Annotated in this window: 16 protein-coding genes and 2 pseudogenes; 12 read left to right on the top strand and 6 right to left on the bottom strand. The window is 71.2% G+C overall.

The features are described from left to right. Nucleotides 1–30: 30 nt before the first annotated feature. Nucleotides 31–1,206, bottom strand: coding sequence for a zinc-dependent alcohol dehydrogenase (locus ACFWGZ_RS00005; RefSeq protein ID WP_382449195.1), 1,176 nt, complete (start codon nucleotides 1,204–1,206; stop codon nucleotides 31–33). Then, on the bottom strand, nucleotides 1,203–1,745 hold the full coding sequence (locus ACFWGZ_RS00010; protein WP_382449196.1) for an SRPBCC family protein: 543 nt from the start codon (nucleotides 1,743–1,745) through the stop codon (nucleotides 1,203–1,205). The genes ACFWGZ_RS00005 and ACFWGZ_RS00010 overlap by 4 nt, the downstream gene beginning before the upstream one ends. A 181-nt stretch (nucleotides 1,746–1,926) precedes the next feature. On the opposite strand from ACFWGZ_RS00010, the gene ACFWGZ_RS00015 reads away from it, so the two are divergent. The 4 genes and pseudogenes from ACFWGZ_RS00015 to ACFWGZ_RS00030 all read left to right on the top strand — a co-directional run. Next, nucleotides 1,927–3,018 carry a Vms1/Ankzf1 family peptidyl-tRNA hydrolase gene (locus ACFWGZ_RS00015; RefSeq protein ID WP_382449197.1) on the top strand — a complete coding sequence of 364 codons (1,092 nt, stop codon included), beginning with the start codon at nucleotides 1,927–1,929 and terminating at the stop codon, nucleotides 3,016–3,018. Between the two features lie 101 nt (nucleotides 3,019–3,119). Further along, nucleotides 3,120–5,333, top strand: a complete 2,214-nt coding sequence (locus ACFWGZ_RS00020; protein ID WP_382449307.1) for a glycoside hydrolase domain-containing protein — start codon at nucleotides 3,120–3,122, stop codon at nucleotides 5,331–5,333. Beyond that, complete coding sequence (locus ACFWGZ_RS00025; protein ID WP_382449198.1) at nucleotides 5,330–6,607, top strand: glycosyltransferase; 1,278 nt, start codon at nucleotides 5,330–5,332, stop codon at nucleotides 6,605–6,607. The genes ACFWGZ_RS00020 and ACFWGZ_RS00025 overlap by 4 nt, the downstream gene beginning before the upstream one ends. A 76-nt stretch (nucleotides 6,608–6,683) precedes the next feature. Continuing rightward, nucleotides 6,684–6,836 (top strand): annotated as a pseudogene (locus ACFWGZ_RS00030) (TauD/TfdA dioxygenase family protein); the annotation flags it as partial. A 114-nt stretch (nucleotides 6,837–6,950) separates the two neighbouring features. Here ACFWGZ_RS00030 and ACFWGZ_RS00035 read toward each other — a convergent pair. Both ACFWGZ_RS00035 and ACFWGZ_RS00040 read right to left on the bottom strand, forming a co-directional pair. Continuing rightward, a pseudogene (locus tag ACFWGZ_RS00035) lies at nucleotides 6,951–8,270 on the bottom strand (FAD-binding oxidoreductase); the annotation flags it as partial. Continuing rightward, nucleotides 8,270–8,953, bottom strand: coding sequence for an alpha/beta hydrolase (locus ACFWGZ_RS00040; protein ID WP_382449199.1), 684 nt, complete (start codon nucleotides 8,951–8,953; stop codon nucleotides 8,270–8,272). The gene ACFWGZ_RS00040 and the pseudogene ACFWGZ_RS00035, both read right to left, overlap by 1 nt. Nucleotides 8,954–9,109: 156 nt before the next feature. Here ACFWGZ_RS00040 and ACFWGZ_RS00045 point away from each other — a divergent pair, with 156 nt between their 5' ends. The 3 genes from ACFWGZ_RS00045 to ACFWGZ_RS00055 all read left to right on the top strand — a co-directional run bounded on the left by ACFWGZ_RS00045 (nucleotide 9,110) and on the right by ACFWGZ_RS00055 (nucleotide 12,439). Further along, the gene (locus ACFWGZ_RS00045) at nucleotides 9,110–9,982 is read left to right on the top strand and encodes a LysR family transcriptional regulator (protein ID WP_382449200.1); all 873 of its coding nucleotides are present in this window, start codon (nucleotides 9,110–9,112) and stop codon (nucleotides 9,980–9,982) included. A gap of 79 nt (nucleotides 9,983–10,061) precedes the next feature. Next, a complete protein-coding gene (locus ACFWGZ_RS00050) occupies nucleotides 10,062–11,282 on the top strand; it encodes an LLM class flavin-dependent oxidoreductase (RefSeq protein ID WP_382449201.1) in 1,221 nt (406 codons plus the stop codon). Then, nucleotides 11,279–12,439 (top strand): acyl-CoA dehydrogenase family protein, encoded by a 1,161-nt coding sequence (locus tag ACFWGZ_RS00055; RefSeq protein ID WP_382449202.1) that lies wholly within the window; start codon nucleotides 11,279–11,281, stop codon nucleotides 12,437–12,439. The genes ACFWGZ_RS00050 and ACFWGZ_RS00055 overlap by 4 nt, the downstream gene beginning before the upstream one ends. Here the strand turns inward: ACFWGZ_RS00055 and ACFWGZ_RS00060 are convergent. Further along, nucleotides 12,415–14,352, bottom strand: a complete 1,938-nt coding sequence (locus ACFWGZ_RS00060; RefSeq protein WP_382449203.1) for a molybdopterin-dependent oxidoreductase — start codon at nucleotides 14,350–14,352, stop codon at nucleotides 12,415–12,417. The genes ACFWGZ_RS00055 and ACFWGZ_RS00060 overlap by 25 nt on opposite strands. A 371-nt stretch (nucleotides 14,353–14,723) precedes the next feature. On the opposite strand from ACFWGZ_RS00060, the gene ACFWGZ_RS00065 reads away from it, so the two are divergent. The 5 genes from ACFWGZ_RS00065 to ACFWGZ_RS00085 are packed head-to-tail and all read left to right on the top strand — an operon-like array spanning nucleotide 14,724 to nucleotide 20,746. After that, a complete protein-coding gene (locus ACFWGZ_RS00065; RefSeq protein ID WP_382449204.1) occupies nucleotides 14,724–16,349 on the top strand; it encodes an ABC transporter substrate-binding protein in 1,626 nt (541 codons plus the stop codon). Further along, nucleotides 16,346–17,308, top strand: a complete 963-nt coding sequence (locus ACFWGZ_RS00070; RefSeq protein ID WP_382449205.1) for an ABC transporter permease — start codon at nucleotides 16,346–16,348, stop codon at nucleotides 17,306–17,308. Before ACFWGZ_RS00065 ends, ACFWGZ_RS00070 begins: the two co-directional genes overlap by 4 nt. After that, nucleotides 17,305–18,120, top strand: coding sequence for an ABC transporter permease (locus tag ACFWGZ_RS00075; RefSeq protein WP_382449206.1), 816 nt, complete (start codon nucleotides 17,305–17,307; stop codon nucleotides 18,118–18,120). The genes ACFWGZ_RS00070 and ACFWGZ_RS00075 overlap by 4 nt, the downstream gene beginning before the upstream one ends. Continuing rightward, nucleotides 18,099–19,700, top strand: coding sequence for a dipeptide ABC transporter ATP-binding protein (locus ACFWGZ_RS00080; RefSeq protein WP_382449207.1), 1,602 nt, complete (start codon nucleotides 18,099–18,101; stop codon nucleotides 19,698–19,700). Before ACFWGZ_RS00075 ends, ACFWGZ_RS00080 begins: the two co-directional genes overlap by 22 nt. Beyond that, nucleotides 19,697–20,746, top strand: a complete 1,050-nt coding sequence (locus ACFWGZ_RS00085) for an LLM class flavin-dependent oxidoreductase (RefSeq protein ID WP_382449208.1) — start codon at nucleotides 19,697–19,699, stop codon at nucleotides 20,744–20,746. The genes ACFWGZ_RS00080 and ACFWGZ_RS00085 overlap by 4 nt, the downstream gene beginning before the upstream one ends. Before the next feature lie 3 nt (nucleotides 20,747–20,749). Here the strand turns inward: ACFWGZ_RS00085 and ACFWGZ_RS00090 are convergent, their stop codons facing one another. Further along, on the bottom strand, nucleotides 20,750–22,540 hold the full coding sequence (locus ACFWGZ_RS00090; RefSeq protein WP_382449209.1) for a rhodanese-like domain-containing protein: 1,791 nt from the start codon (nucleotides 22,538–22,540) through the stop codon (nucleotides 20,750–20,752). Nucleotides 22,541–22,580 lie beyond the last annotated feature (40 nt).

The raw sequence follows: 22,580 nt of genomic DNA on the forward strand, positions 1-22,580 counted from the left end.
TTGCCGCGGTGACCGAACGCGGTTGTCCTGTCAGGGTTTGAGGACGACCTTTTCGCAGTCGTCCTCCTTGTTCTTGAACATCTCGAAGCCGCGTTCCGCGTCGTCGAGCCTGAGGGTGTGGGTGATGATCCGGGTCGGGTCGAGCTCCCCGCGTTCGATGCGCTCCAGGAGCGGCTTCATGTAGCGGTGGACGTGGCACTGGCCGGTGCGCAGGGTCAGCGAGCGGTTCATCCACGCGCCGGCCGGGAACTTGTCGACCAGTCCGCCGTAGACGCCGATGACCGAGACGACACCGCCGCTGCGGCACGACATGATCGCCTGGCGCAGCGCGTGCGGACGATCGGTCTCGGACTTGACGGCCTGCTTGACCCGGTCGTAGGCGGCGATGTGCGCGCTGCCGTGCGTGGCCTCCAGGCCGACCGCGTCGATGCACTTGTCGGGTCCACGTCCGCCGGTCAGCTCCAGGAGCCGGGACCGCACGTCGACCTCCTCGAAGTTCACGGGCGTGTGGCCGGCCTGCTCGGCCATCCGCAGCCGGTAGGGCTCCTTGTCGATGGCGATGACCTTCGCGGCACCGAGCACCCTGGCGCTGTCCATGGCGAACTGGCCGACCGGCCCGGCACCCCAGACCGCCACCACGTCGCTGGGCTGGATGTCGCACATGTCGGCGCCCATGAACCCGGTGGGCAGGATGTCGGACAGGAACAGCACCTGCTCGTCGGTCAGGTCCGACTCGATCTTCAAAGGCCCGACGTCCGCGAACGGCACGCGCGCGTACTGCGCCTGCCCGCCCGCGTACCCGCCGGTCAGGTGCGAGTAGCCGAAGATCCCCGCGGTGGGGTGGCCGAACATCTTCTCCGAGATCCCGGCGTTGGGGTTGGAGTTCTCGCAGCAGGAGTACAGCCCGGCCGCGCAGGCGGCACACGCGCCGCAGGCGATCGGGAACGGCACCACCACCCGGTCCCCGACGCGCAGCCGGTCCGCGGCGACGCCCGAGCCGACCTCGACGACCTCGCCCATGAACTCGTGCCCCAGGACGTCACCGTCCTGCATGGTCGGCACGTAGCCGTCGACCAGGTGCAGGTCCGAGCCGCAGATCGCGGTGGAGGTGATCCGGACGATGGCGTCGCGGTTGTTGAGGATCTTCGGGTCCGGTACGTCGCGGACCTCGACCTTGTTGCGGCCCGCCCAGGTGTTCGCCCTCATGCGTCCGGTCCCTTCTCGAACTCGGCGTCCGGCAGCGGTTGTGCCGGGCGCTGCGGGAACTCCTTGCGCGCCCGCTTGCCCCACGGGGCGCCGTCGGACCGGATGACCTCACCGGTCTCCAGCACCTGCTTGAGCCGGCGCAGGTCGTCGTCGAGCTGCTGGTGCGGCTCTTCACCGAAGTAGCGGGCAACGGCCTTGCCGATCGCGCCACCCGGGATCTCGTACACGAGTCCGACGTGGACCTCGGTGCTCTCCCCGTCCGGGGCCGGTACGAACCGGACCGTGCCGGCGTTGGGCACGTCGGCGTCCCCGGTCGACCGCCAGGCGATCTTCTCGGCGAGCACCTCGTCGGTGATCTCCGCGTCCCACTCGACGTTCTGGCCGAACGGGGCGTCGGCGACCCAGTGGCTCGTCCGATCACCGGTGGTGCGGATCTCCTCGAGATGTCCCATGAACGTCGGGAGGTTCTGCAGGTCGCGCCAGAACGCGAACACCTCCGCCACGGGTTTGCGCACTGTGGTCGTAGCAGTCAGTTCCATGGATTCTCCTTCCCGTGCCCCTGACCAACGGAGCCGGTAGTCCTGGTTCGGTCAAGCCGGGTCCGACCCCAACTACCCCTCGCAGTCGCGCCTAACCTCGCTGCTCGACCCGAAACGGTTTGCCAGCAAAGCGATTTCGCCGTGTAGACGTCCAGGCGGCGGGAACACCGCGTACATGGACATGTCGAAGTTGCAGGACGTAGCCACGGCTCCCGGCCCGTTCGCATCGGTCTACCTCGACGCCTCGCACGACACCGAGGACGCGGCCAAGGTCACCGAACTGCGCTGGCGGGGCCTCCGCGACCAGCTCGCGAACCAGGGCGCTCCCGAGGAGACGCTCGCCGCGCTGGACGAGGCCGTGTCCGCGGCCGATCCGCCCGCGGGCAAGGCCGGGCGCGTGCTGATCGCCTCAGGCGCACAAGTGCTGGTGGACCAGACACTGCCGGTGCCGCCACCCGCGGACGTCACGCGGTTCTCCTCCCTGCCGGACCTGCTGCCGCTCGCCTCCTACCTGCCACCACCGGTGCCGCACGTCGTCGTGGTCGCCGACTCGTCCGGTGCCGACCTGCACTCGTTCGACGGACGGGCGGACCTGGTGGAGACAGTGCGCGGCAAGCAGCACCCGCTGCACAAGATCCGCGGCGGGGGATGGGCGCACAGGCGGCTGCAGCAGCGCGTCGAAGACACCGTCAAGCACAACGTGAAGCAAGTGGCCGAAGAGGTCGAACGGCTCGTGCGCGAGGTACGCGCTGAACTGGTCGTGCTCGGTGGCGAAGTGCAAGCACGCAGCGCGGTGCACAGCGAGCTCGACCTCGACGACGATCTGGTCGTGGAAGTCGAAGGAGCGGGCTTGGCGGCGGGCACCGATGACGAACAGTTCGACAACGCCGTGCGTGCTCTCATCGCGCAGCACCAACAGCAACGCGACGCGGACGCGGTCGACCGGTTCCGCGCCGAGCGCGGCAGGGACGGCCTTGCGGTCGAGGGCCTCGCCGAGGTCACCGACGCGCTGCGACAGGCCAATGTGGACACGTTGGTGGTGAACACCGGCGTTCTCGCGGACCAGCTGGTGTGGACGAGTGATCGACCCGACCAGGTCGCTGTCGACGAGGCCGGTGTCCGTGAGGGTGCGGGCAGTCCGGCCGGGGTGGCGCGCAACCGCGCGGAGGACGCTTTGGCTCGGGCGGCGGCGGTGACCGGTGCGCAGGTGGTCGTCGGCGACGACATCGAGGTGTTGCAAGGTGTCGGCGCGATCCTGCGCCACCGCCCTTGACCGTGCTCGCTCCGGTTTCCGAACGAGTTCACGTCGCTGAAACCAACGCGACGCATCCGCTGACCTAGTGTCGGGTCATCCTCGACGAGATCGATCCATTCATCGGAACGGCTGCCACCTCACTGCCTGCGGCGCAGGGGCTGGCGGCGACCTGGTGGTGGCCGAAAGCGCAGGTCGGCAACACCCACCCCGGCGCGACGTCGCCGCTGGGCATGGTGTCCGCCTGCGCCTACTCCGGCGCCTACCCGACCGGGTACGGCCGCTACGCGAAGAACACCGAGGGACAGCCGGAGGAGCTGTTCGACCGGTTGCAGGCGTCCGGTTTCACGCACTTCCAGCAGTCCGGCACCGGCGCGATCCGCAAGTACTACAACTACGTGCGGGTGACGCCGATGGTGCAGCCGCTGGACGTCCTCGGCGAGTCCTGGCCGCTGCACGACGAGGCCGCTGAGGCCGGGTACTACGCGGCCACTCTCGACACGGGCATCCGATGTGAGGTCACCGTCGGTGCCAAGGTCGCCGTGCACCGGTACGTCTTCCCCGAGCACCGCAGCGCACGGGTCGTCGTCGACCTGTCCTGCGGCGGCCTGGCCATCGACCTCGGCCGCACGGTGCCGCTGCGGGCACACGTGGAAAGCCTGGGCAACGGCCGCGCCCAGGGGACGGTGGTCGTCGAGGGCGTGCCGTTGTCGGTGTACATCAGGGTCGACAGCCCGGGCTGGCGGCAGATGCTGTGGCACGACCGCCGGCTGATCGAGGGCGGTACGCGGCTCGACTTCGACCGCATCAGGCAGACCACGTTGCGCCCGTTCGGGTTGCTCTACATGGGTCCCACCACAGCGGGGCAGAGCGTCGAGATCCAGATCGGGTTCTCCCTGCGCGGCTGTGAGCAGGCCCGGGAGAACCTGTACCGCGAGTGCGGTGACCGGACGGCGTCGTTCGACGTCGTCCGCGCGCAGACCCGGGAACGCTGGCGCGACCACGTGGGACGGGTGGAGGTCGAGGGCGGGTCGCCGGCCCGGCGGCAGGTGTTCGCGACCGCGCTGTACCACTCGCTGATCAAGCCGTGCTTCGCCGACGACGAGAGCCCGTTCTGGCCGTCGTCGGGCCCGTTCGCGTTCGACATCTGCACGATGTGGGACATCTACAAGACCCAGCTGCCGCTGCTCGCCGCCCTCTGCCCGGACCGGGCCGTCGACCTGCTGGAGTCGTTGATCCGGGTCTGCGAGGAGGAGGGCAACTTCCCGATCGGGTACCGGATGGCGCGCGGCGCGGACAGGTTCTTCCGGCAGGCGAGCGCGCTGGTCCACACCGCGCTCGCCGACGCGCACGCCATCGGCCTCGGCGACCTCGACTGGACCTGGGCGCTCGTGCACATGTACGACGACCTGCGCCGGATGTACGGCGAGGAGTTCTACGAGCACGGCGTCGTGCACCCGATCTCGCACACGCTCGACCTCGCCTACGCCTGCCACTGCACCGCCGGCGTCGCCCGGTCCCTGAACGACGTCCAGCTCGCCGACGACCTCGACGCGCGCAGCCACCTGTGGGCCAACGCGTTCGACCCGGACACCGGCCTGCTGCTCGACTCGTCGTTCTACGAGGGCGGCAAGTGGAACTACTCGTTCCGGCTGCTGCACGACATGGCCGCGCGGATCGCGCTGGCCGGGGGGAACGAGGCGTTCGTCGGCATGCTCGACGCGTTCTTCGGCTGCGGCGCCGCACGGGTGACGCAGCCCGGCAGGCGGCCCGGCCCGGCGGAGATGGCGGCCGGGTACCTGCTGAACCGGTTCGAGGGGCTGAACAACGAGCCGGACATGGAAGCGCCGTGGTCCTACCACTACGCGGGCCGGCCCGACCGCACGGCCGAGATCGTGCACGCGGCGCTGACGTGGCAGTTCGGCACCGGTCGCGGCGGACTGCCGGGCAACGACGACTCGGGCGGGCTGAGCTCCTGGTACGTGTGGGCCTCGCTCGGCCTGTTCCCGGTCGCCGGGCAGAACCTGTTCCTCGTCAACGCGCCCGCGTTCAGCCGCGCCACCCTGCACCTCGGGGACCGCGACTTCGTCGTCGAGACGCGCGGGCACCGCGAGACGTCCATCAGTTCCGACGGGCTGGAGGAGAACCCGCCGCCGCAGTACGTGCAGTCCGCGCACCTGAACGGCAAGCCGCTGGACGCGGCGCACCTGCGGGCCTCCGACGTGCACGCCGGTGGCCGGCTGCTGCTCGAACTCGGCCCGCAGCCCTCGGACTGGGGACGCAAGATCCTGCCGCCATCAGTGTCCGACCCACTCGGAAAGGGGGCTCGCCCATGACCAGGCCACGCCGCCGTCTCGTCATCGTGGTCCGCGCCGACCCGGTCATCTGCGGCCACTCCGGAGAGGCCCGCAACCTGGCCGAGGTCGCGCTGACCCGCGGCTTCGACGACGTCCGCCTGCTGACCTGGCCCGTCCCGGTGCTGCAGGCGGCCGGCCTGCCGCTCAAGCCGCTGGACGGGATCCTTCCCTACAGCGAGGGCATCACCGTGGAGCGGCCCGAGCCGGTCGGCGACTACCGGGTGCCCGACGGCCGCTACCTGGCGGGGCTGACGGGACGCCTGGTCGAACTGCTCGCCGAGCCGGTCCCGACGACGTGCGTGTCGATGTACCTCGCTCCTCACGACGCCGTGGTCCGCGACGCCGTCGACGCGGCACGGGCGGCCGGCTACGCGCCCGATGTCCACACCATCGCGAAGGCGGTCGGCTCGGACGTCACCAACGTGATCCGCTCGTGCCTGCGCGAGGGCCGGTTCGGGGCCGCCGTGGTCCTGTTCACCCGGTTCCTCGCCAACGACGAGGTGATCGCGGTGTCGGAGTACACCAGGCAGGAGATCATCGCCTGTGCGGAGACCGTCGACGCGCACTGCGGCACCCGGTTCGCCCGCCAGTGCGTGCGCCGGATCTCGGTCAGCTACCCACCGGTCGACACCTCGGCGTACCTCGACCTCGATCCGGCGGTCGTGGAGGCCGCCCTGAGACGGCGCGGTCTGGAACGAGACGGTTATGTGCTGTTCCTGTCCCGGGTGACACGGGCCAAAGGCGTCTACGACCTGGTGGAGGCGTTCGGCCGGAGCCGGGCGCGGTCACGGCTGAAGCTCGTGATCGCCGGCAACGGCCCCGAACTGCCGCACCTGCGGGAGATCACCCAGGACGACGACCGCGTCCTCTTCCTCACCGACGTGGAGGACGAGGAGAAGCCGCTGCTGATGAACGGCTGCGCCGCGTACGCGCTGCCGACGAAGCCCGAACCGGACTTCGTCGAGACCTTCGGCATCGCGCTGACCGAGAAGATGCTCGCCGGTGGCGGGCCGGTGATCACGACCACCACCGGCGGAGTCGGCGAAGCAGTCGGCGGGACGGCCGTCCTCGTCGAGGCCGGCAACCCGATCCTCATCGCCGCCGCGATCGACCGGGTGGCGCTCGACATGTCGGCCGAGGAACGGGAGCTCATGGCGGACCGGGCACGTGAGCACGCCCTGTCCTTCGACCGCGTCCGGGTGTTCGACAGCCTCTTCGCCCCGTCCGGCTCAGCTGTCGCCCTCACGGGCTGAACCGCGCATCCCCTCCGCATGGTGCAGACGTGCGGAAGTGCGCGTGCAACCGGAGACCGGCCGCCGCAGCCTCTTCGTGAACCCCGGTTTCACCACTCACGTCAAGAACGTCTCCGAGGCCGAGAGCTGCGCCCTGCTCGACCTGTTCTTCGCCGCCATCGGACGCCAGGAGTACAGCGTCCGCCACCGCTGGGCGCCGGGTGACGTGGTGGTGTGGGACAACCGGAGCACCGCCCACCTCGCGGTCGACGACGACGGCGACCGGCACCGCGTCATGCACCGCATCACCCTCCGCGGTGATCAACCCGTGGGCTCGGCGGTCAGAACCCCTTCCGGGGTTGAGGATTCCGCGAGGGTCCAAAGCGGACTTGAGGCGGGCGTGGACGTCGAGCACGTCCGCGCCCGCCTCCCGCGCGAGCCAGTCGCGTTTGAGCAGGCCGACACCGTGTTCGCCGGTGACCGTGCCACCGAGTTCCAGCGCGAGGGCGAACAGGTCGTTCCCCGCCGCGCGAACGGCGTCCGGCAACCGCTCGGCCGCCTTGTCGTAGGCGATGATCGGGTGGAGGTTGCCGTCGCCGGCGTGGGCGAACGAGTAGATCTCCACCCCTCGCTCGCGTGCGATGCGGCCGACGCCCTCGAAGGCCTCGGCCAGCCGGGAGCGGGGAACGCAGATGTCCTCGATCAGGGCGCGTCCGAACCGCTCGATCGACGGTAGCGCCATGCGGCGGGCGAACAACAACTGCTCGGGATCGCCCTCCGTGGAGGCCCAGGTGGCTTCCTTGCCCAGGACGTCGACGATCGCGGTGATCTCGGCCTCGGCGGCCGGTCCGTCGGCCTGCGCGATCACGAGCGCCTGCCCGCGTGCGGCGTAGCCGGTGCCCTGGGCGCGGTCGATGACGTCCAGAGTGGCACCGTCGAGGAGTTCCAGCAGGCTCGGTTCGCGACGGGCCCGCGCGAGTTCGCTGCACGCGGCCGCTGCCGTCGCGACGCTGTCGTACGAGGCCACGGCGGTGAACGTCTGCGCGGGGAGCGGCCGCAGGCGCAGGGTCGCGCCCACCACGACGCCCAGGGTGCCCTCCGAGCCGACGAAGAGGGCGGTGAGGTCGAGACCGGCCACGCCCTTGACGGTCCGCCGTCCCGTGGAGATCAGCCTGCCGTCCGCAAGCACCACGTCGAGGCCCAGCACGGCCTCCCTGGTGACGCCGTACTTCACGCAGCGCATGCCGCCGGCGTTGGTCGCGATGTTGCCACCGATGGTGGAGATCGCGGCGCTGGCGGGGTCCGGGGCGTAGCGCAGTCCCACCTCCCCGGCGGCGCGGTCCAGGTCCGCGGTGATGACACCGGGTTCGACGACGGCGATCTCGTCGACCAGGTCGATCTCCACGATCCGGTCGAGCCCGCTGACGTCCAGCACGACGGTGCCCGCGCCGGCCACGGCCCCACCGGCCAGACCGGTTCCCGCGTCGCGGGGCACGACCGGGACGCGGTGCTCGTGCGCCAGCCGCAACGCCTGCCGCACTTCGTCCACAGTGGACGCACGTACGACCGCGACGGGAAGTCCCTCGGGTGCGGCGCCCGAACGGTCCACGGCCGCTTCCGCCAGGTGCTCGGGAACGGTCGAGACGCCGGCGACCGATGCGGTCAGCTCGTCGAGGAACGCCATCACACCACGATGTCCGGCAGGCCGGCGCCGAGCTTCAGGCTCTCCAGGAACAGCACGACGGTCGCGGCGACCGAGCGGTGCGACACGTCGTTGAACACGTCGTGGTGCGCGCCGACGACCGTCCGCAGACGTGCGGCGGGGAACGGCGCGAACGCGGCGGCCAGGGGAGTGACGGTGTCGTGGTCGCCGTGCAGGACCAGTGCCGGGACCGGCGGTTGCTCGGCGACCAGGTCCGCGGGCACTGGCTCGGCCAGCGCGCCGCGGGTGAAGCCCTCGTCCTCGGTCAGCACGCGCTGGTGGGTGGGACAGGCGGACCGGGCGTCCAGTTCGTCCTGCCACTCCGTGACCGGCGCGCTGTCCGGCAGCGCGAGCCCGGCCAGCACGACTCCGTCCGCGAGCGCGCCCAGCCGTGCTGCGACCGCGGCGCCGGTGTCGGAGCCCGCGAGCACCCTGGGCGCGGGCAGGTCCGCGTCGCCGAGCAGCGCCTCGACCTGCTTGCGGGTGGCCACGAGGTCGTCGAGGTCGGTCTCCACGACGCGCACCCGGTAGGCGTCGGAGGCGAGCCGGCGGCCGAAGCGCTGGTAGGTGCGCGCGGTCTCGCCGCGGCCGGTGAGCAGGATGACGGTGCCGCGCGCCGCGAGACCCGAGGGCTCGTCCCAAGCGCCGGTGCTGGTGGTGGTCACGCGATCACCTTGGCGGGACGCCCGGTCGCGGGTCCAAGAGCGTTTCTCGATGACTACCCATGCGGACTCGTGATGAATTTGCAAGACCCGCGCCGGCAACTTCTCACATGCCGGTCGGGGATCTCGGTTCGCGCCCGAGTCGGCTCTAATCGAGCCATGACGAATTCGCTCGACCTCGAACACCTGCGGACGCTGATCGCGATCGCCGAGTGCGGCGGGTTCAGCAAGGCCGCCGCGGTCCGGCACATCAGCCAGCCCGCGCTGAGCCAGCACGTCAGGCAGCTCGAACGCGGCCTCAAGCGCAAGCTGTTCGAGCGCGACGGCCGCAACATGCGCTTCACCCACGAGGGAGAACGCGTGCTGGCCGAGGCCCGCGCGATCATCGAGGTCCACGACGCGTCGTTGCGCAGGCTGGAGGCCGAACGCGACAGGACGATCGTGGTCGGCTCGACCGAGCACAGCGCGGAGCAGATCCTGCCGGAGATGATCCGGGCCCTGCAGGCCGCGTTCCCGGGCTGCGCCACGCGGTTCGAGATCGGCAGGTCCACGCAGCTCACCGACGCGGTGAACAAGGGCACGGTGGACTTCGCGTTCGTGCTCGACCCCAGCGGCCAGGGCGCCGGTCACCTCGTCGGCACGCTGCCCCTGGTCTGGTACGCCCCACGCGGCTGGTCACCGGAACCGACCTGTGACCTCGTCGCGTTCGAAGAGCCCTGCGGTCTGCGGGAACGCGCGCTGTCGGTGCTCGCGGCCGAGGGGCATCGGGTCGAGGTCGTCGGCCAGTCCACGACTCTCGAAGGCGTGCTCGCGGGAGTGCGGGCAGGTCTGGGTGTCGCGCTGCTGCCGAGCGCCGGTGGCCGTCCCTCCGGGCTGACCGTCCACACCGAACTGCCTGACGCCGGGACCACCCACCTGAGGATGGTCGCCCGGCGCGGCCTGTCCGCCGAGGTGGAGCGGACCGCGTTGGCGGCGGGCACGGACTTCTTCGCCCAGCGCCCGCACCTGCAACTGGTCCCGAAGGGCGCGTGAGCCGATAAGGCACGGCTATCGGTTCCGTTCGCGGACTTGTCTTGGACACCCGGTCCGACCCGGCCATACGGTCGGAACCGTGACCAGCGCACCCGTCTTCGACGCGAAGATCCCCCCGACGGCCTCGCCGAAGGTCGAGTTCATCAGCCTGTCGCACCTCAACCCGTCGACCGAGCTGAACCCGATCCCGACGCGCGGCATCGACCTGAAGTACTTCCGCCAGTACGTCCGCTCGCTCGAAGAGGGCGGCTACGACTACACGTTGCTGCCGTACGGCGCCGCGAGCGCCGACTCGTTCGTGGTGGCCTCGGCCGTCGGTCAGCTCACCGAGCGGATCAGGCCCATCGTCGCGTTGCGGCCCAACACGACCTTTCCGCTGGTGGGCGCTCAGAAGCTCGCCACCCTGGACCAGCTGACCGAGGGCCGGGCGGTGGTCCACCTGATCTCCGGCGGCAGTGACGCCGAACAGGCCCGGCAGGGTGACTACCTGCCCAAGGACCGCCGGTACGCGCGCACCTCGGAGTACATCGACCTGCTGCGCCGCGCGTGGACCGAGCCCGCACCGTTCAGCCACGACGGCGAGTTCTACAAGTTCGACGACTTCGGCCCCGGGTTCGCGCCGTACGGGTCGCCGATCCCGATCTCCCTCGGCGGCCAGTCCGACGAGGCCTTCCAGGTCGGTGGCGAGAAGGCCGACATCTTCAGCTTCTGGGGCGAACCCCTCGACGACCTGCGCGCCGAGATCGAGCGGGTGCACGCGATCGCCCGCGCCGCCGGCCGCACCACGCTGCCGCGCATCTGGGTGACGTTCCGGCCGATCATCGCGAAGACCGACGAGCTGGCGTGGCAGAAGGCCCACGAGTACGTGGCGAAGATCGCGGACACGTTCGGCCAGGCCGCGTATGGCAAGCAGCGCTTCGCCACGGCGGGAACACCGCAGAACGTCGGCTCGCAGCGGGCGTTGTCGTTCGCGGAGAAGAGCGAGCTCTACGACCGTGCACTGTGGACGCGCACGGCGGCCGTCACGAACGCGGCCGGCGCCTCGACGGCGTTGGTCGGCTCGCCGGAGACCGTCGCCGCCGCGATCCTCGACTACGTCGACCGGGGTGCGGACCTGGTGAGCATCCGCGGTTACGACACGCTCGCGGACGCCGTCGACTACGGCAAGCACGTGCTACCCCTGGTGCGTCAGGAGCTCGCGCACCGCGAGGCCACCGGCACCCGCGGCACCCTGCAGGCCGAACACCTCGGCGGGTACGGCGAGGACTACCGGCGGCACGCGGTCGCGGGGCAGGCATGACGAGCACCGCCTACGACCTCCCCGCGCCCACGGCGGACCTGGCCGCCGTCACCGCCGAGCTCGCCGAGACCGCGGCGGAGTACGACCGGAGCGGTGCGATCCCGGTGCGGGGCCTGGAGGTCGCGCACCGGGCCGGGTTGCTCACGGCCACGGTCGGCACGCGCTTCGGCGGGCCGGGAGCGGGTCCCCGCGAGACCGCGCGCATCCTCACGGCGCTCGGCGAGGGCGACCCGTCGGTGGCGTTGATCGCGGCGAACACGCTCATGGCGCACGCGGCCCAGGCGGCGAACTCCCACTGGCCGCAGGCGTTCTACGAGGACGTCCTGCGCCGTTCGGTGACGGGACCGGCACCGGTCAACGCCATCAGGGCCGAGCCAGACCTCGGCGCTCCGGCCCGCGGCGGCCTGCCCAAGACCACGATCACGCGGTCCGGGGCCGGCTGGGTCCTCAACGGCCACAAGGCGTACGCCACCGGCGCCTCCGCGCTGGCCTACCACCTGGTGTGGGTCGTCACCGACGATCCCCGACCGCGGGTGGGGCACGTGGTCGTCCCCGGCGACCTGCCCGGCATCACGTGGGTCGACACCTGGGACCACCTGGGGCTGCGCGCCTCCAACACCCACGACGTCATCTACGACGGCGTCGTGCTGCCGCTGGACGCGTTCGTCGAGATCCCGCGCGGTGCCGACGGCGTCTACCGCGACCCGGCGGCCGTCGCCGGACCAGGCAGCTTCGGCCATCCCGCGCTGTACATCGGCGTGGCGAGGGCGGCGCGGACCGCCTTCGCCGAGTTCACCCGGTCCCGCGTCCCGGCGGCGCTGGGCAGGCCGATCGCCACCACCGAACGGATCCAGGCCGTGGCCGGTGAGATCGATCTGCAGATCGCGCAGGCGGAGACGTTGCTGCAGGGCGCGTTGCTGCGGATCGAGCAGGGCGACGTGTCCGTGCACCCGCAGCTGTCGGTGATCAAAGTCGCCATCGCCCGGTCCGTGGTCGCGGCCGTGCAGACGGCGGTGGCGGCACTGGGCAACCCCGCGCTGTCGAGGCGGAACTCCCTGGAGCGGCACCTGCGCGACGTGCTGTGCGTGCGGGTCCACCCGCCCCAGGAGGACGCCGCGCTCATCGCCGCCGGTCAGCGCGTGCTCGGCGGGTCGTAGGCCCTCACCGGCGGCACCGGGCCGTCGTAACTCGTGACGGCGACCAGCACGTGCGCGCCGCTGGTCGCCTGGGTCAGCGGCGAGGTGGCGACGTCCCTGGTGAGGACGTTGACGTTGCCGTTGACGCAGTCGGCCACCTCCGGGGCGCTGGGGTCGAACCACGCCCCGGTGTGCATCTGCGCCACCCCGGGCAGCAGGACGTCGGTGACGAGCACGCCCGCCAGCAGAGAACCCTGGGCGCTGCGGACGAGCGCGACGTCCCCTGTGGACAGTCCGCGTGCCGCCGCGTCGGCGGGGTGCAGCCGCACCGGCTCCCGTCCCGCGATCTTGGTCGACTGGCTCGCGTCGCCCATGTCCAGCTGGCTGTGCAGCCGGTGCGTCGGCTGGTTGCACAGCAGGCGCAGGTCGAACTCCTCGGTCGGCTGCGAGGGTTCGAGCCATCGCGCGTGGCCTGCCACGGCGGAGACCAGCTCGATCCTGCCGCTCGGCGTGCCGAGGGGCGCTCCCGTCCGGAACGCGGCGAAGACGGGGTCGCGGTAGGGCTCCTGCGGCAGGTCGACCCCGCCGTCGCGCCAGAACCGGTCGAACGGCGGCGCGAAGGCGGGGCGCCACTGCTCGTAGATCCGCTCCAGCCACTGCCCCGAGTCCAAGCCCTCCGAGAAGTCCGCGCCGAGCCGGGACGCCAGCTCGGTGTAGATCCAGAACTCCTCCCGCGCCTCCCCGAGCGGCGCGGCCACTCGGGGCATCGACCGCAGCCTGCTGTCACCCGCCCCGGCCGCGATGTCGTCGCGCTCCAGCGTGGTGGCCACCGGCAGGACCACATCGGCGTGCCGCGCCGTCGGCGTCCAGTGCGTCTCGTGCACCACGAAAGTGTCCAAACGCGACAGAGCTTTCCGCAGCCGCCGCAGGTCCTGGTGGTGGTGGAACGGGTTCCCGCCGGCCCAGTAGGCCAGCTCGACCTCGGGCAGAACGACCTGCCCGCCGTTGTACGGGATCTCCGAACCGGGATGCAGCAGCATGTCGCTGATCCGGGCACACGGGATGAAGTCCGGCACCGGGTTGACCCCCTGGGGAAACGTCGGCAACGGCGGTCCGGCCACACCCACGCCGTAGTCGCCCATCGACCCGAACCCGTGCGCGAAACCACCGCCCGGCAACCCGAGCTGGCCCAGGAAGGCCGCCAGCGTGAGGGCGGCGAACACCGGCTGCTCACCGTTCCCCCCGCGCTGCAACGCGTAGACGACGTTGATCAACGTTCGTCCCGACGCCATCCGGTGGGCGAGCGCGCGGATCCGGTGCGCGGGCGCCCTGCTGATCGACGACGCCCACTCGGGCGTCTTGGGCACACCATCGGTGGAACCGAGGACGTACCGCCGGACCTCGTCGGCGCCGGTGGTGTGCCGGGCGAGGAACTCCTCGTCCGCGAGCCCGTCGGCCACCAGGACGTGGATCAGCGCGAGCAGCACGGCGGTGTCGGTTCCCGGCATCACCCTGATCCACTCGGCGTCGAGGTCGGCGAACGCGTCGTCGCGTTGCGCGGACAGCGACACGACCGACGTGGTGCGCCCGACCTCCCGGGCGCGCTCGGACGCGGTGTGCCGCGCGTGCCCGCCCGGCACGACCCACGTGTTGGACCGGCGCACCCCGCCGAAGGTGACCAGCAGGTCCGTGTGCTCGGCGATGTCGGCCCACGACAACGGCCGGTACCGCAGGTCCAGAGCAGCCTGCGCGCCGACGAGGTGGGGGAGCAGCACCGCGCTCGCGCCCCGGCTGTAGTCGTTGACCGACCGCGTGTAGCCGCCGATCGAGTTGAGGAACCGGTGCAGCTGGCTCTGCGCGTGGTGCAGCCTTCCCGCGCTGCCCCAGCCGTACGAGCCTCCGAAGATCGCCTGGTTGCCGGTCCGCGACCGCACCCCGGTCGAGCTCGGCGGACACCAGGTCCAGGGCGTGGTCCCAGCCGACCTCGACGAAGTCGCCGTCCCGCGGGCCCGGGCCTGGCCCGTGCTCGAGCCAGCCCTGTCGCACGCTCGGCCGCAGCACCCGCGAAGGGTGCCGGTTCCCGCTCACGACGTTGCCGATCGCCGGTGCGGCCTCGGCCTCGGCGGACGTCGCGGACACGACCTCCCCGCCCGACACCTCGACGCGGTACGTTCCCTAGTGCGCGCTGGTCTCCACGCCACGACGGTAATCGCGATCGGGCGGTGTCAGAGATAAGACTCCGTGATGGGAAACGATCCCCTTTTCGTCTTGGACCCCTTGACTCGCGCGCTTTTACCGTCGTCGCATGAAACCCACCCGCGCGTTCCGGACCATCGTCGGCCTCGTCACCGTGCTGGCCCTCACCGCGTGCGGGGCCGGTGCCACCGCCGGAGGTGGTGCCGCGAAACAGGGCGGCGGCATCACGTTCCTGATCGACTCGCTCGGCGACACCTGGATTCCCAACAACAGCGCCATCTCCAGCTTCCAGGGTCACATCTGGGGCCACGTCACCGACAAGCTCGTCTACGTCGACGAGAACGGCAAGGTCAGCCCGTGGATCGCGGAGAAGTGGGAGCAGAACCCCACCGCGACCGAGTTCACGTTGCACCTCAAGACCGGCGTGACGTTCTCCGACAAGACGCCGCTCGACGCCGCCGCGGTGGTGGCGAACCTCGACATCTGGTCCAAGGGCGACCCGGCGCGCGGCATCAACCCGATCGGCCTGTTCCCCAAGACCTACGAACGTTCCGAGGCGCTCGACCCGCAGACCGTGAAGGTGTTCTTCAAGGCGCCGACGCTCGGGTTCGTCCCGACCCTGGGCTATCACGGCTCGATCCTGATCTCGCCGAAGACCATCGCGCTGCCCGCGGCACAGCAGGCCGACCTGTCCAACGACATCGGCAGCGGCCCGTTCGTCGTCCAGTCCTGGAAGGAAGGCGACAGCGTCGTGCTGAAGAAGCGCGACGACTACGACTGGGCACCGCCCGCGCTCGGCAAGCAGGGACCGGCGACGCTCGACACGATCACCTACAAGCTCGTCGCGGAGCCGTCGGTGCGCACCTCGGCCGTCCAGTCCGGGCAGGCCGACGTCGCCTACAACCCGTCGCCGCAGGAGCTGAAGTCCTTCAAGGACCAGGGTTTCACCACCGCCACCCCGCGCTACCTCGGGTTCGTCAACGGTTACGCGGTCAACACCAAGGTCGCCCCGTTCGACGATCTGAAGGTCCGCCAGGCGTTCCAGCACGGCATCGACCGCGCCGAGATCATCTCGACCGTCTACACCGAGGACTGGCTGCCCGCGAAGTCGTTGTTCCAGAGCAACGTCCCCGGCGCGACCGACCGCAGCGCGGACTTCGCGTTCGACGCGGCCAAGTCGAACAGGCTCCTCGACGAGGCGGGCTGGGTCAAGGGCACCGACGGCGTGCGCGCCAAGGACGGCAAGCAGCTCGCGCTGACGCTCTACTCCAACCCCTACCTGGCGGCGTCGAAGTCGATCGACGAACTGGTGGCCCAGCAGCTCGGCGAGCTCGGCTTCAAAGTCGGCATCCAGTCCTTCGACGTCGTCACCTACGGCGAGCGCATCAAGCTCAACAGCCCGACCGTGCCCGCCTACGAGATCACCCGCAGCTTCATCGACGCGGGCACCGTGGCCGGCGTGCTGACCGACGCCAACAAGGGTGAGAACTGGTTCGGCCTCGGCCAGAGCGACCAGAAGCTCGTCGAGCTCGCGACCGGCGTCGCGCGGGCGGAGAGCGTCGAGGCGTGGGCGAAGGTGCTCGACGAACTGCAGGGCTACGTGTTGCAGCAGGGTTACTACGTGCCGCTGACGCAGATCGTGCAGCGGATCTACCTGCAGTCGCCGAAGCTCACCGGCGTGATGTACAACGGCATCGCGTACGCCAACTACTACACCGCCTCGCTCACGTCATGACCCGCGGCTACGGCATCTACGCCCTGCGCCGCGTCGTCCAAGCCGCCGTCGTGATCCTGCTGGCCTACGTGTTCACCTTCGTCGTGATCAGCGTGCTGCCCGGCGACCCGGTGACGAACACGCTGCGCAACCCGCAGAACGGGTTCACCGAGGAGGAGATCACCCGGATCGTCTCCTATTACGGCCTCGACCGCCCGGTGTACGTGCAGCTGTGGGAGTCGTTGTCACGCTTCGTGACCGGCGACCTCGGCATCTCGCTGCGGTCGGGTCTGCCGGTCTCGCGGCTGGTCGGCGAGGTGCTCCCGTCGACGGTCGTGCTGGCGTTGTCGGCGCTCGCCGTCGCGGTGCTGCTGGCGTTCGCGGTGGCGTTCGGCACGCGGTACCTGCCGGCGCGCTACGGCCAGGGCCTGCTGCGGGCGTTCCCGTCGCTGTTCCTGTCCGTTCCCAACTACGTGATCGGCCTGCTGCTGATCAACGTCTTCGCGTTCCAGCTCGGGCTGTTCCGCGTGATCGACGCCGAGGCCGCGTTGCCGACGTTCTTCGCGGCGGTCGCGCTCGGCATCCCGGTCTCCGCGCGGGTCGCGGAGGTGCTCATCGCGAACCTCGACCACGAGGCCGGGCAGGAGTACGCGGCGGTCGCCCGGTCGCGCGGACTCGGCCAGACCCGGCTGTTCTTCCGCCACCTGCTCAAACCGTCGTCGTTGCCCGTGGTCACGGTGATCGCGCTGACCGTCGGTGAACTGCTCGGCGGCGCGGTGATCACCGAGAAGATCTTCGGACGCACCGGCATCGGCAGCCTCGTCGAGCGGTCCGTGACCACGCAGGACCTCCCGGTGCTGCAGGCGGTCGTGGCGCTGGCCGCCGTCGTGTTCGTCGTCGTGAACCTGCTGGCGGACCTCGTCTACCCGTTGCTCGACCCCCGCGTGCGGACGCGGGACAAGGAGGCGGCGACGTCATGACGTTCACCCTCGCCAAACCCACGACCAGGGTTCCGCTGACCGCCGCGCTGTCGTTCGGCGTCGTCGGGGTCGTGCTGCTGTGGTCGCTGGTACCGGGCCTGTTCACCAGCCAGAACCCCGCGGTGGGCGTGCCGGCCGACAAGTTCCAGGCGCCGGGCTTCGCGCACTGGTTCGGCACCGACCACCTCGGCCGCGACCTGTTCGCCCGCGTCGTGCACGGCACCGCGTCGTCGGTGAGCAGCGCGTTGATCGCGGTCGGCATCGCCGTCGTCGTCGGCGGGCTCGTGGGACTGGTCGCGGGCTTCGCCGGCGGCTGGACCGACACCGTGCTGGCCCGGCTCGTCGACGTGCTGCTCGCGATCCCGGAGTTCCTGCTGGCGGTGATCGTGGTGAGCGCCCTCGGGTTCGAGACGACCAACGCCGCCATCGCCACCGGCGTCTCCGCGGTCGGCGTCTTCGCCAGGGTCATGCGCGCGGAGGTGATCAAGACCCGGCGCGCGGTGTTCGTGGAGGCCGCGTACCTCCAGGGCGGCGCGTGGTGGCACGTCCTGGTGCGGCACGTGCTGCCGAACGCCTCGCGCTCGTTGCTGTCGCTCGCGGTGCTGCAGTTCGGCTACTCGATCCTGATCATCGCCGGGCTCGCGTTCCTCGGCTACGGCGACCCGCCGCCCGCCTCCGACTGGGGCCTGCTGATCTCGGTCGGCAAGGACTACCCGCTGTCCCCGTGGCTGGTCTACGCGCCGGCCCTCGTCATGATCACCACAGTCCTCTCCGTGAACAGGATCAGCCGATGGCTACGCAGGACCGACTGACCCTGCGCGTGGACGACCTCACCGTCGCATATGGACACAACGAGGTCGTCTCGCACGTGAGCTTCGACGTGCGGCGCGGAGAAAGCCTCGCCCTGATCGGGGAGTCCGGGTCCGGCAAGTCGACGATCGCACGATCGGTGCTGCGGCTGCTGCCCCGGAACGGCCGGGCGAGCGGTGTCGTCGAGTTCGACGGCCGGGACGTGCTGTCGATGCCGGAGCGGCGGTTCCGGGCGCTGCGCGGGCGTTCCATCGGGTTCGTACCGCAGGACCCGGGCCATGCGCTCAACCCGGTGCGCACCATCGGTTCGCAGGCGCAGGAGGCGGCCGCGCTGCTCGGGCCGGCGTCGAAGGCCGAGCGGACGGCGCTGGTCCTCGACACGTTCGCCCAGGTCGGACTGGACGATCCGCGCCGCGTCCACGACTCCTACCCGCACCAGCTGTCCGGCGGCATGCTCCAGCGCGTGCTGATCGGGCTCACCGTGCTCCCGCGTCCTGCCCTGATCGTCGCCGACGAGCCGACGTCGGCCCTGGACGTCACCATCCAGAAGCGCATCCTCGACCTGCTGTCCGCGCTGCGGCAGGACCTCGACATCAGCCTGTTGCTCATCACCCACGACCTCGCCGTCGCCGCCGAACGGGCGGACTCGCTCGTGGTGCTCAAGGACGGCGTGGTCCAGGAGTCCGGCGACACCGCGACGGTGTTCGCCGCGCCCTCGTCGGCGTACGCCCGCCGGTTGCACGCGGATGTCCCGGCTCTCAACCCCGACCGCTACGAGCACCTGCGCACCATCCCGGACACCCGTGAACCCAAGATCCAGGTCAGCGGCGTCACGAAGTCCTTCGCGGTCGAGGGTGCCCGGCTGACCGCGGTGGACGACGTGTCGTTCACCGTCGGCGCGGGGGAGACCCACGCCTTGGTCGGGGAGTCCGGCTCCGGCAAGACGACCACCATCCGCCTGCTGCTGGGCCTCGAGTCCCCGGACAGCGGGAGCATCACGGTGGCCGGCGAGCAGGTGACCGGCCGGTCGCTCGGCGAGCTCCGCGCGGTCCGGCGCGACCTGCAGCTGGTGTACCAGAACCCGTTCACGTCGCTCGATCCCACGTGGACGGTCGGCAGGCTGGTCGGTGAGTCGCTCGACCGCTACCGGCTGGGGACGCGGCAGGAGCGCGCCGACCGGGTGCGCGAGGCGCTCGACGCCGTCGGGCTGAGCCCGGACCTGGTGTCGCGCAGGCCGTCCGCGTTGTCGGGCGGGCAACGGCAGCGGGTCGCGATCGCGCGCTCGCTCGTGCTGCGGCCCGGTGTGATCGTGCTGGACGAGCCGACCTCGGCGCTGGACGTCACGGTGCAGGCCGGGATCGTCGAGGTGCTGCTGTCGCTGCAGGCCGAGCTGGGGCTGACGTACGTGTTCGTCTCGCACGACCTGGCGCTCGTCCGGCAGCTCGCGCACTCGGTCTCGGTGATGCACCGCGGCCGGATCGTGGAGAGCGGCCCCGTGAAGACCGTCTTCGACTCGCCGCGCGAGGACTACACCCGTGCGTTGGTCGAGTCTGTTCCCGTCGGTGCTGGAGGACTTCGATGACGCTGACCCGCCTGGGCTTCAACACCCGCGTGTCGTTCGACGACGACCACGGTCCCGGACGCGGGCTGCGCGACGGGATCGCGCTGTTCCGGGCCGCCGAGGCGCTGGGCTACCAGTCCGGCTGGGTCTACCAGCGGCACTTCGACCACTACCTGTCGTCGCCGCTGCCGTTCCTCGCCGCCGTGGGCCAGCACACCCACCGCATCCGGCTCGGCACCGCTGTGCTGCCGATGCGCTACCAGGACCCGATCCTGCTGGCGGAGGCCGCCGGGACCGCCGACCTGCTCGTGGACGGCCGCCTGGAGCTCGCCGTCGCCACCGGTGCCAACGCGGCGTTCGACGCGGTTTTCGGGGCCGTGGGAACGGATGCGCGCACGGAGGCCCAACGCAGACAGGAGCGGTTCCTCGCCGCGGTCGGCGGCGAGACGCTGCACGTCGTGGACGGGCCGGCACAGGGAGCCCCGCCCGGTACCGAGCTGAGGGTGACGCCGCACAGCCCTGGGCTGCTGTCGCGTGTCCGGCAGGGCGCGGCGAGCCTGTCTTCGGCGGTGCGGGCCGCGGAGCTCGGCATCGGCCTGATCACCGGGACCGTGCTGCACGACCTGGCCGAGGGGGAGACGTTCGGCGAGTACCAGGCGCGCATCATCGGCGCGTACCGCTCGGCGTGGTGGGAGAAGCACGGCACGACACCGCCGCCCGTGGCCGTCGCCGCGTCGATCCTGCCCGGCCCGACCGCGGAGCTGCGCGAGAAGTACGCCGCCTACGACCTGCAACGCCGCACCGAGGGCATGGCCGCGTCCCGGCCGAAGGGGGCACTCACCCCGGTGATCACCGCCGACCTCGCGGCCGGACTGCGGATCAGCCCCGTCTTCCACGGCACACCCGACGACGTCGTGGCGGCGGTGCTCGCCGACCCGGGACTGGCCGCGGCGGACGAGGTCGTGCTCTTCCTGCCGCCCGCGTTCGGGCTCGCGGAGAACGTCCGCCTGCTCACCGACCTCGCCACCACCGCGGCGCCCGCACTGGGCTGGGCGCCGGCGGCCTGACGGTCACCCTCCGGTCTCGACCGGCCGTGCCGGGTCGGACGACCACGCCGACCACGAACCGGGATACAGCGCCGCGTCCACCCCGGCGACCGCGAGCGCGGCGATCTCGTGCGCCGCGGTGACACCGGAACCGCAGTACACACCGACGTCGGAGCCTGCCAGGTCCGCGAACCGGGCCCGCAGCTCGTCGGTCGGCAGGAAGGCGCCGTCGCGCAGGTTGCCCGCCGTGGGAGCGGACCTGGCGCCGGGGATGTGCCCGGCACGCGGGTCGACGGGCTCCACCTCTCCCCGGTACCGCTCCGCCGCGCGGGCGTCGAGCAGCACACCCTTGTCCGTCAGCGCGGCGGCCTCGTCGGCGGTGAGCGTCGGCAGGTGGCCGCCGGTCAGCTCGACGTCACCGGGTCGCACCTCCTCGTCCCCTGTGGACACTGGGAAGCCGCTGTCGCGCCAAGACCTGAGTGCACCGTCCAGGATCCGCACGTCCTTCAGGCCGGCCCAGCGCAGCAGCCACCAGGCCCGAGCGGCGGACGTGCCGCCGTTGTCGTCGTACACGACCACCGGTCGGTCCGCGGTGACGCCCCAGCGGCGTGCGGCGGCCTGGAGGTCCGCGACGTCGGGCAGGGGATGCCGCCCCGCGGTGCCGCCGAGAGGCGCGGCGAGCTCGACCTCCAAGTCGACGTAGACCGCGCCGGGAACGTGCCCGGCCCGGTAGTGGTCGTGCCCCGCGGGATCGCCCAGCGCCCAGCGGACGTCGAGCACCAGCGGCGGCCCGCTCCCGTCCAGCAGCTCGTGCAGCTCGGCCGGCGTGACCAGCACGGCACGGCGCCGCAGGTCCGGCACCGTCGCGAGCAGGTCCGCGTCGTCGAGACCGCCAGAGCCGACCCCGTCCGCGACCGCGCGCTGCACGCGTTGCGCGAAAGCGGCGTTGTACGGGGCGGACCGCCCGGACAGCCTGGCCTGCAACACGATCTCGCCGTTGAGGTAGTCGGTCTCGGGCGCGCCACCGCGGTGCAGGCTCTGCCAGGTCGACCCGCCCTGCCGTTCGTGGCCCGGAATCGGGTGGACGACCACGGTCTCGGTGACCCGGCCCGGCGTGAGGCCGCGGACGCCGAGCACCAGTTCGGCCTCCTGCCGGGTGATCCGCGCGGCGGCGTCGCGCAACGCGCTCGGCGGGTAGAGCGCGCCCAGCGCGTTGGCGGTGTTGGAGATGAGCTTCGCGGCCTTCCACGGCCGGACGTCCTCGACCACCTCGACGTGGAACCGCGCCGCGGTCAGGTCCTCGGCGATCACCGTCAGCCTCGGGTGGTTCCCGCTCGGGTAGGCGCCGAGCCAGAACGCGCCCACGACCGGGTCCGCCGGGGACACGACCTCGCCGGGGACCAGGTGGCTCGCCGGAACCCAGACCACCGCGCCGAACACGGTGGCGAACCGCCGCAGCGCGACCCGTTCGTTCTCCAACCCGTTCTGCAGCACGACCACCGGCAGCTCCGACGCCGCCGTGCCCGTGCCGACCGGCCGCCACGCCCAGGCCCGGACGACCTCCTCGGTGTCCTGCGACTTGGTGGCGAGCACCAGCACGTCGTCTTCGTGCAGCTCGACCTCGTCCGGCCCGCTCACCACCGGCACCCGCACCACGTCGGTGCCGCGCGGCGTCACGTAACGCAAACCTTGCTCGCGCAACGCTTGTAGGTTCGCCCCACGCGCGACCAGGAGCACCCGACGCCCGGTGGTGTGCAGTTCGGCGGCGAGGGTGGCGCCGACCGCGCCACCTCCGATGATCACGTACCTGGTCATGGCACTCCCATGTGGACAGACGGAGGCGTCGTGCGGGAAA

Origin of the sequence: Lentzea sp. NPDC060358 (assembly GCF_042725365.1) — a bacterium.
GTDB lineage: Bacteria > Actinomycetota > Actinomycetes > Mycobacteriales > Pseudonocardiaceae > Lentzea.

Coding starts and splice junctions, on each gene's coding strand:
- ACFWGZ_RS00080 (WP_382449207.1), top strand. CDS start 18,099: ATGGCTACGCAGGACCGACTGACCCTGCGCGTGGACGACCTCACCGTC.
- ACFWGZ_RS00090 (WP_382449209.1), bottom strand. CDS start 22,540: ATGACCAGGTACGTGATCATCGGAGGTGGCGCGGTCGGCGCCACCCTC.
- ACFWGZ_RS00045 (WP_382449200.1), top strand. CDS start 9,110: ATGACGAATTCGCTCGACCTCGAACACCTGCGGACGCTGATCGCGATC.
- ACFWGZ_RS00070 (WP_382449205.1), top strand. CDS start 16,346: ATGACCCGCGGCTACGGCATCTACGCCCTGCGCCGCGTCGTCCAAGCC.
- ACFWGZ_RS00085 (WP_382449208.1), top strand. CDS start 19,697: ATGACGCTGACCCGCCTGGGCTTCAACACCCGCGTGTCGTTCGACGAC.
- ACFWGZ_RS00005 (WP_382449195.1), bottom strand. CDS start 1,206: ATGAGGGCGAACACCTGGGCGGGCCGCAACAAGGTCGAGGTCCGCGAC.
- ACFWGZ_RS00010 (WP_382449196.1), bottom strand. CDS start 1,745: ATGGAACTGACTGCTACGACCACAGTGCGCAAACCCGTGGCGGAGGTG.
- ACFWGZ_RS00015 (WP_382449197.1), top strand. CDS start 1,927: ATGTCGAAGTTGCAGGACGTAGCCACGGCTCCCGGCCCGTTCGCATCG.
- ACFWGZ_RS00075 (WP_382449206.1), top strand. CDS start 17,305: ATGACGTTCACCCTCGCCAAACCCACGACCAGGGTTCCGCTGACCGCC.
- ACFWGZ_RS00065 (WP_382449204.1), top strand. CDS start 14,724: ATGAAACCCACCCGCGCGTTCCGGACCATCGTCGGCCTCGTCACCGTG.
- ACFWGZ_RS00055 (WP_382449202.1), top strand. CDS start 11,279: ATGACGAGCACCGCCTACGACCTCCCCGCGCCCACGGCGGACCTGGCC.
- ACFWGZ_RS00025 (WP_382449198.1), top strand. CDS start 5,330: ATGACCAGGCCACGCCGCCGTCTCGTCATCGTGGTCCGCGCCGACCCG.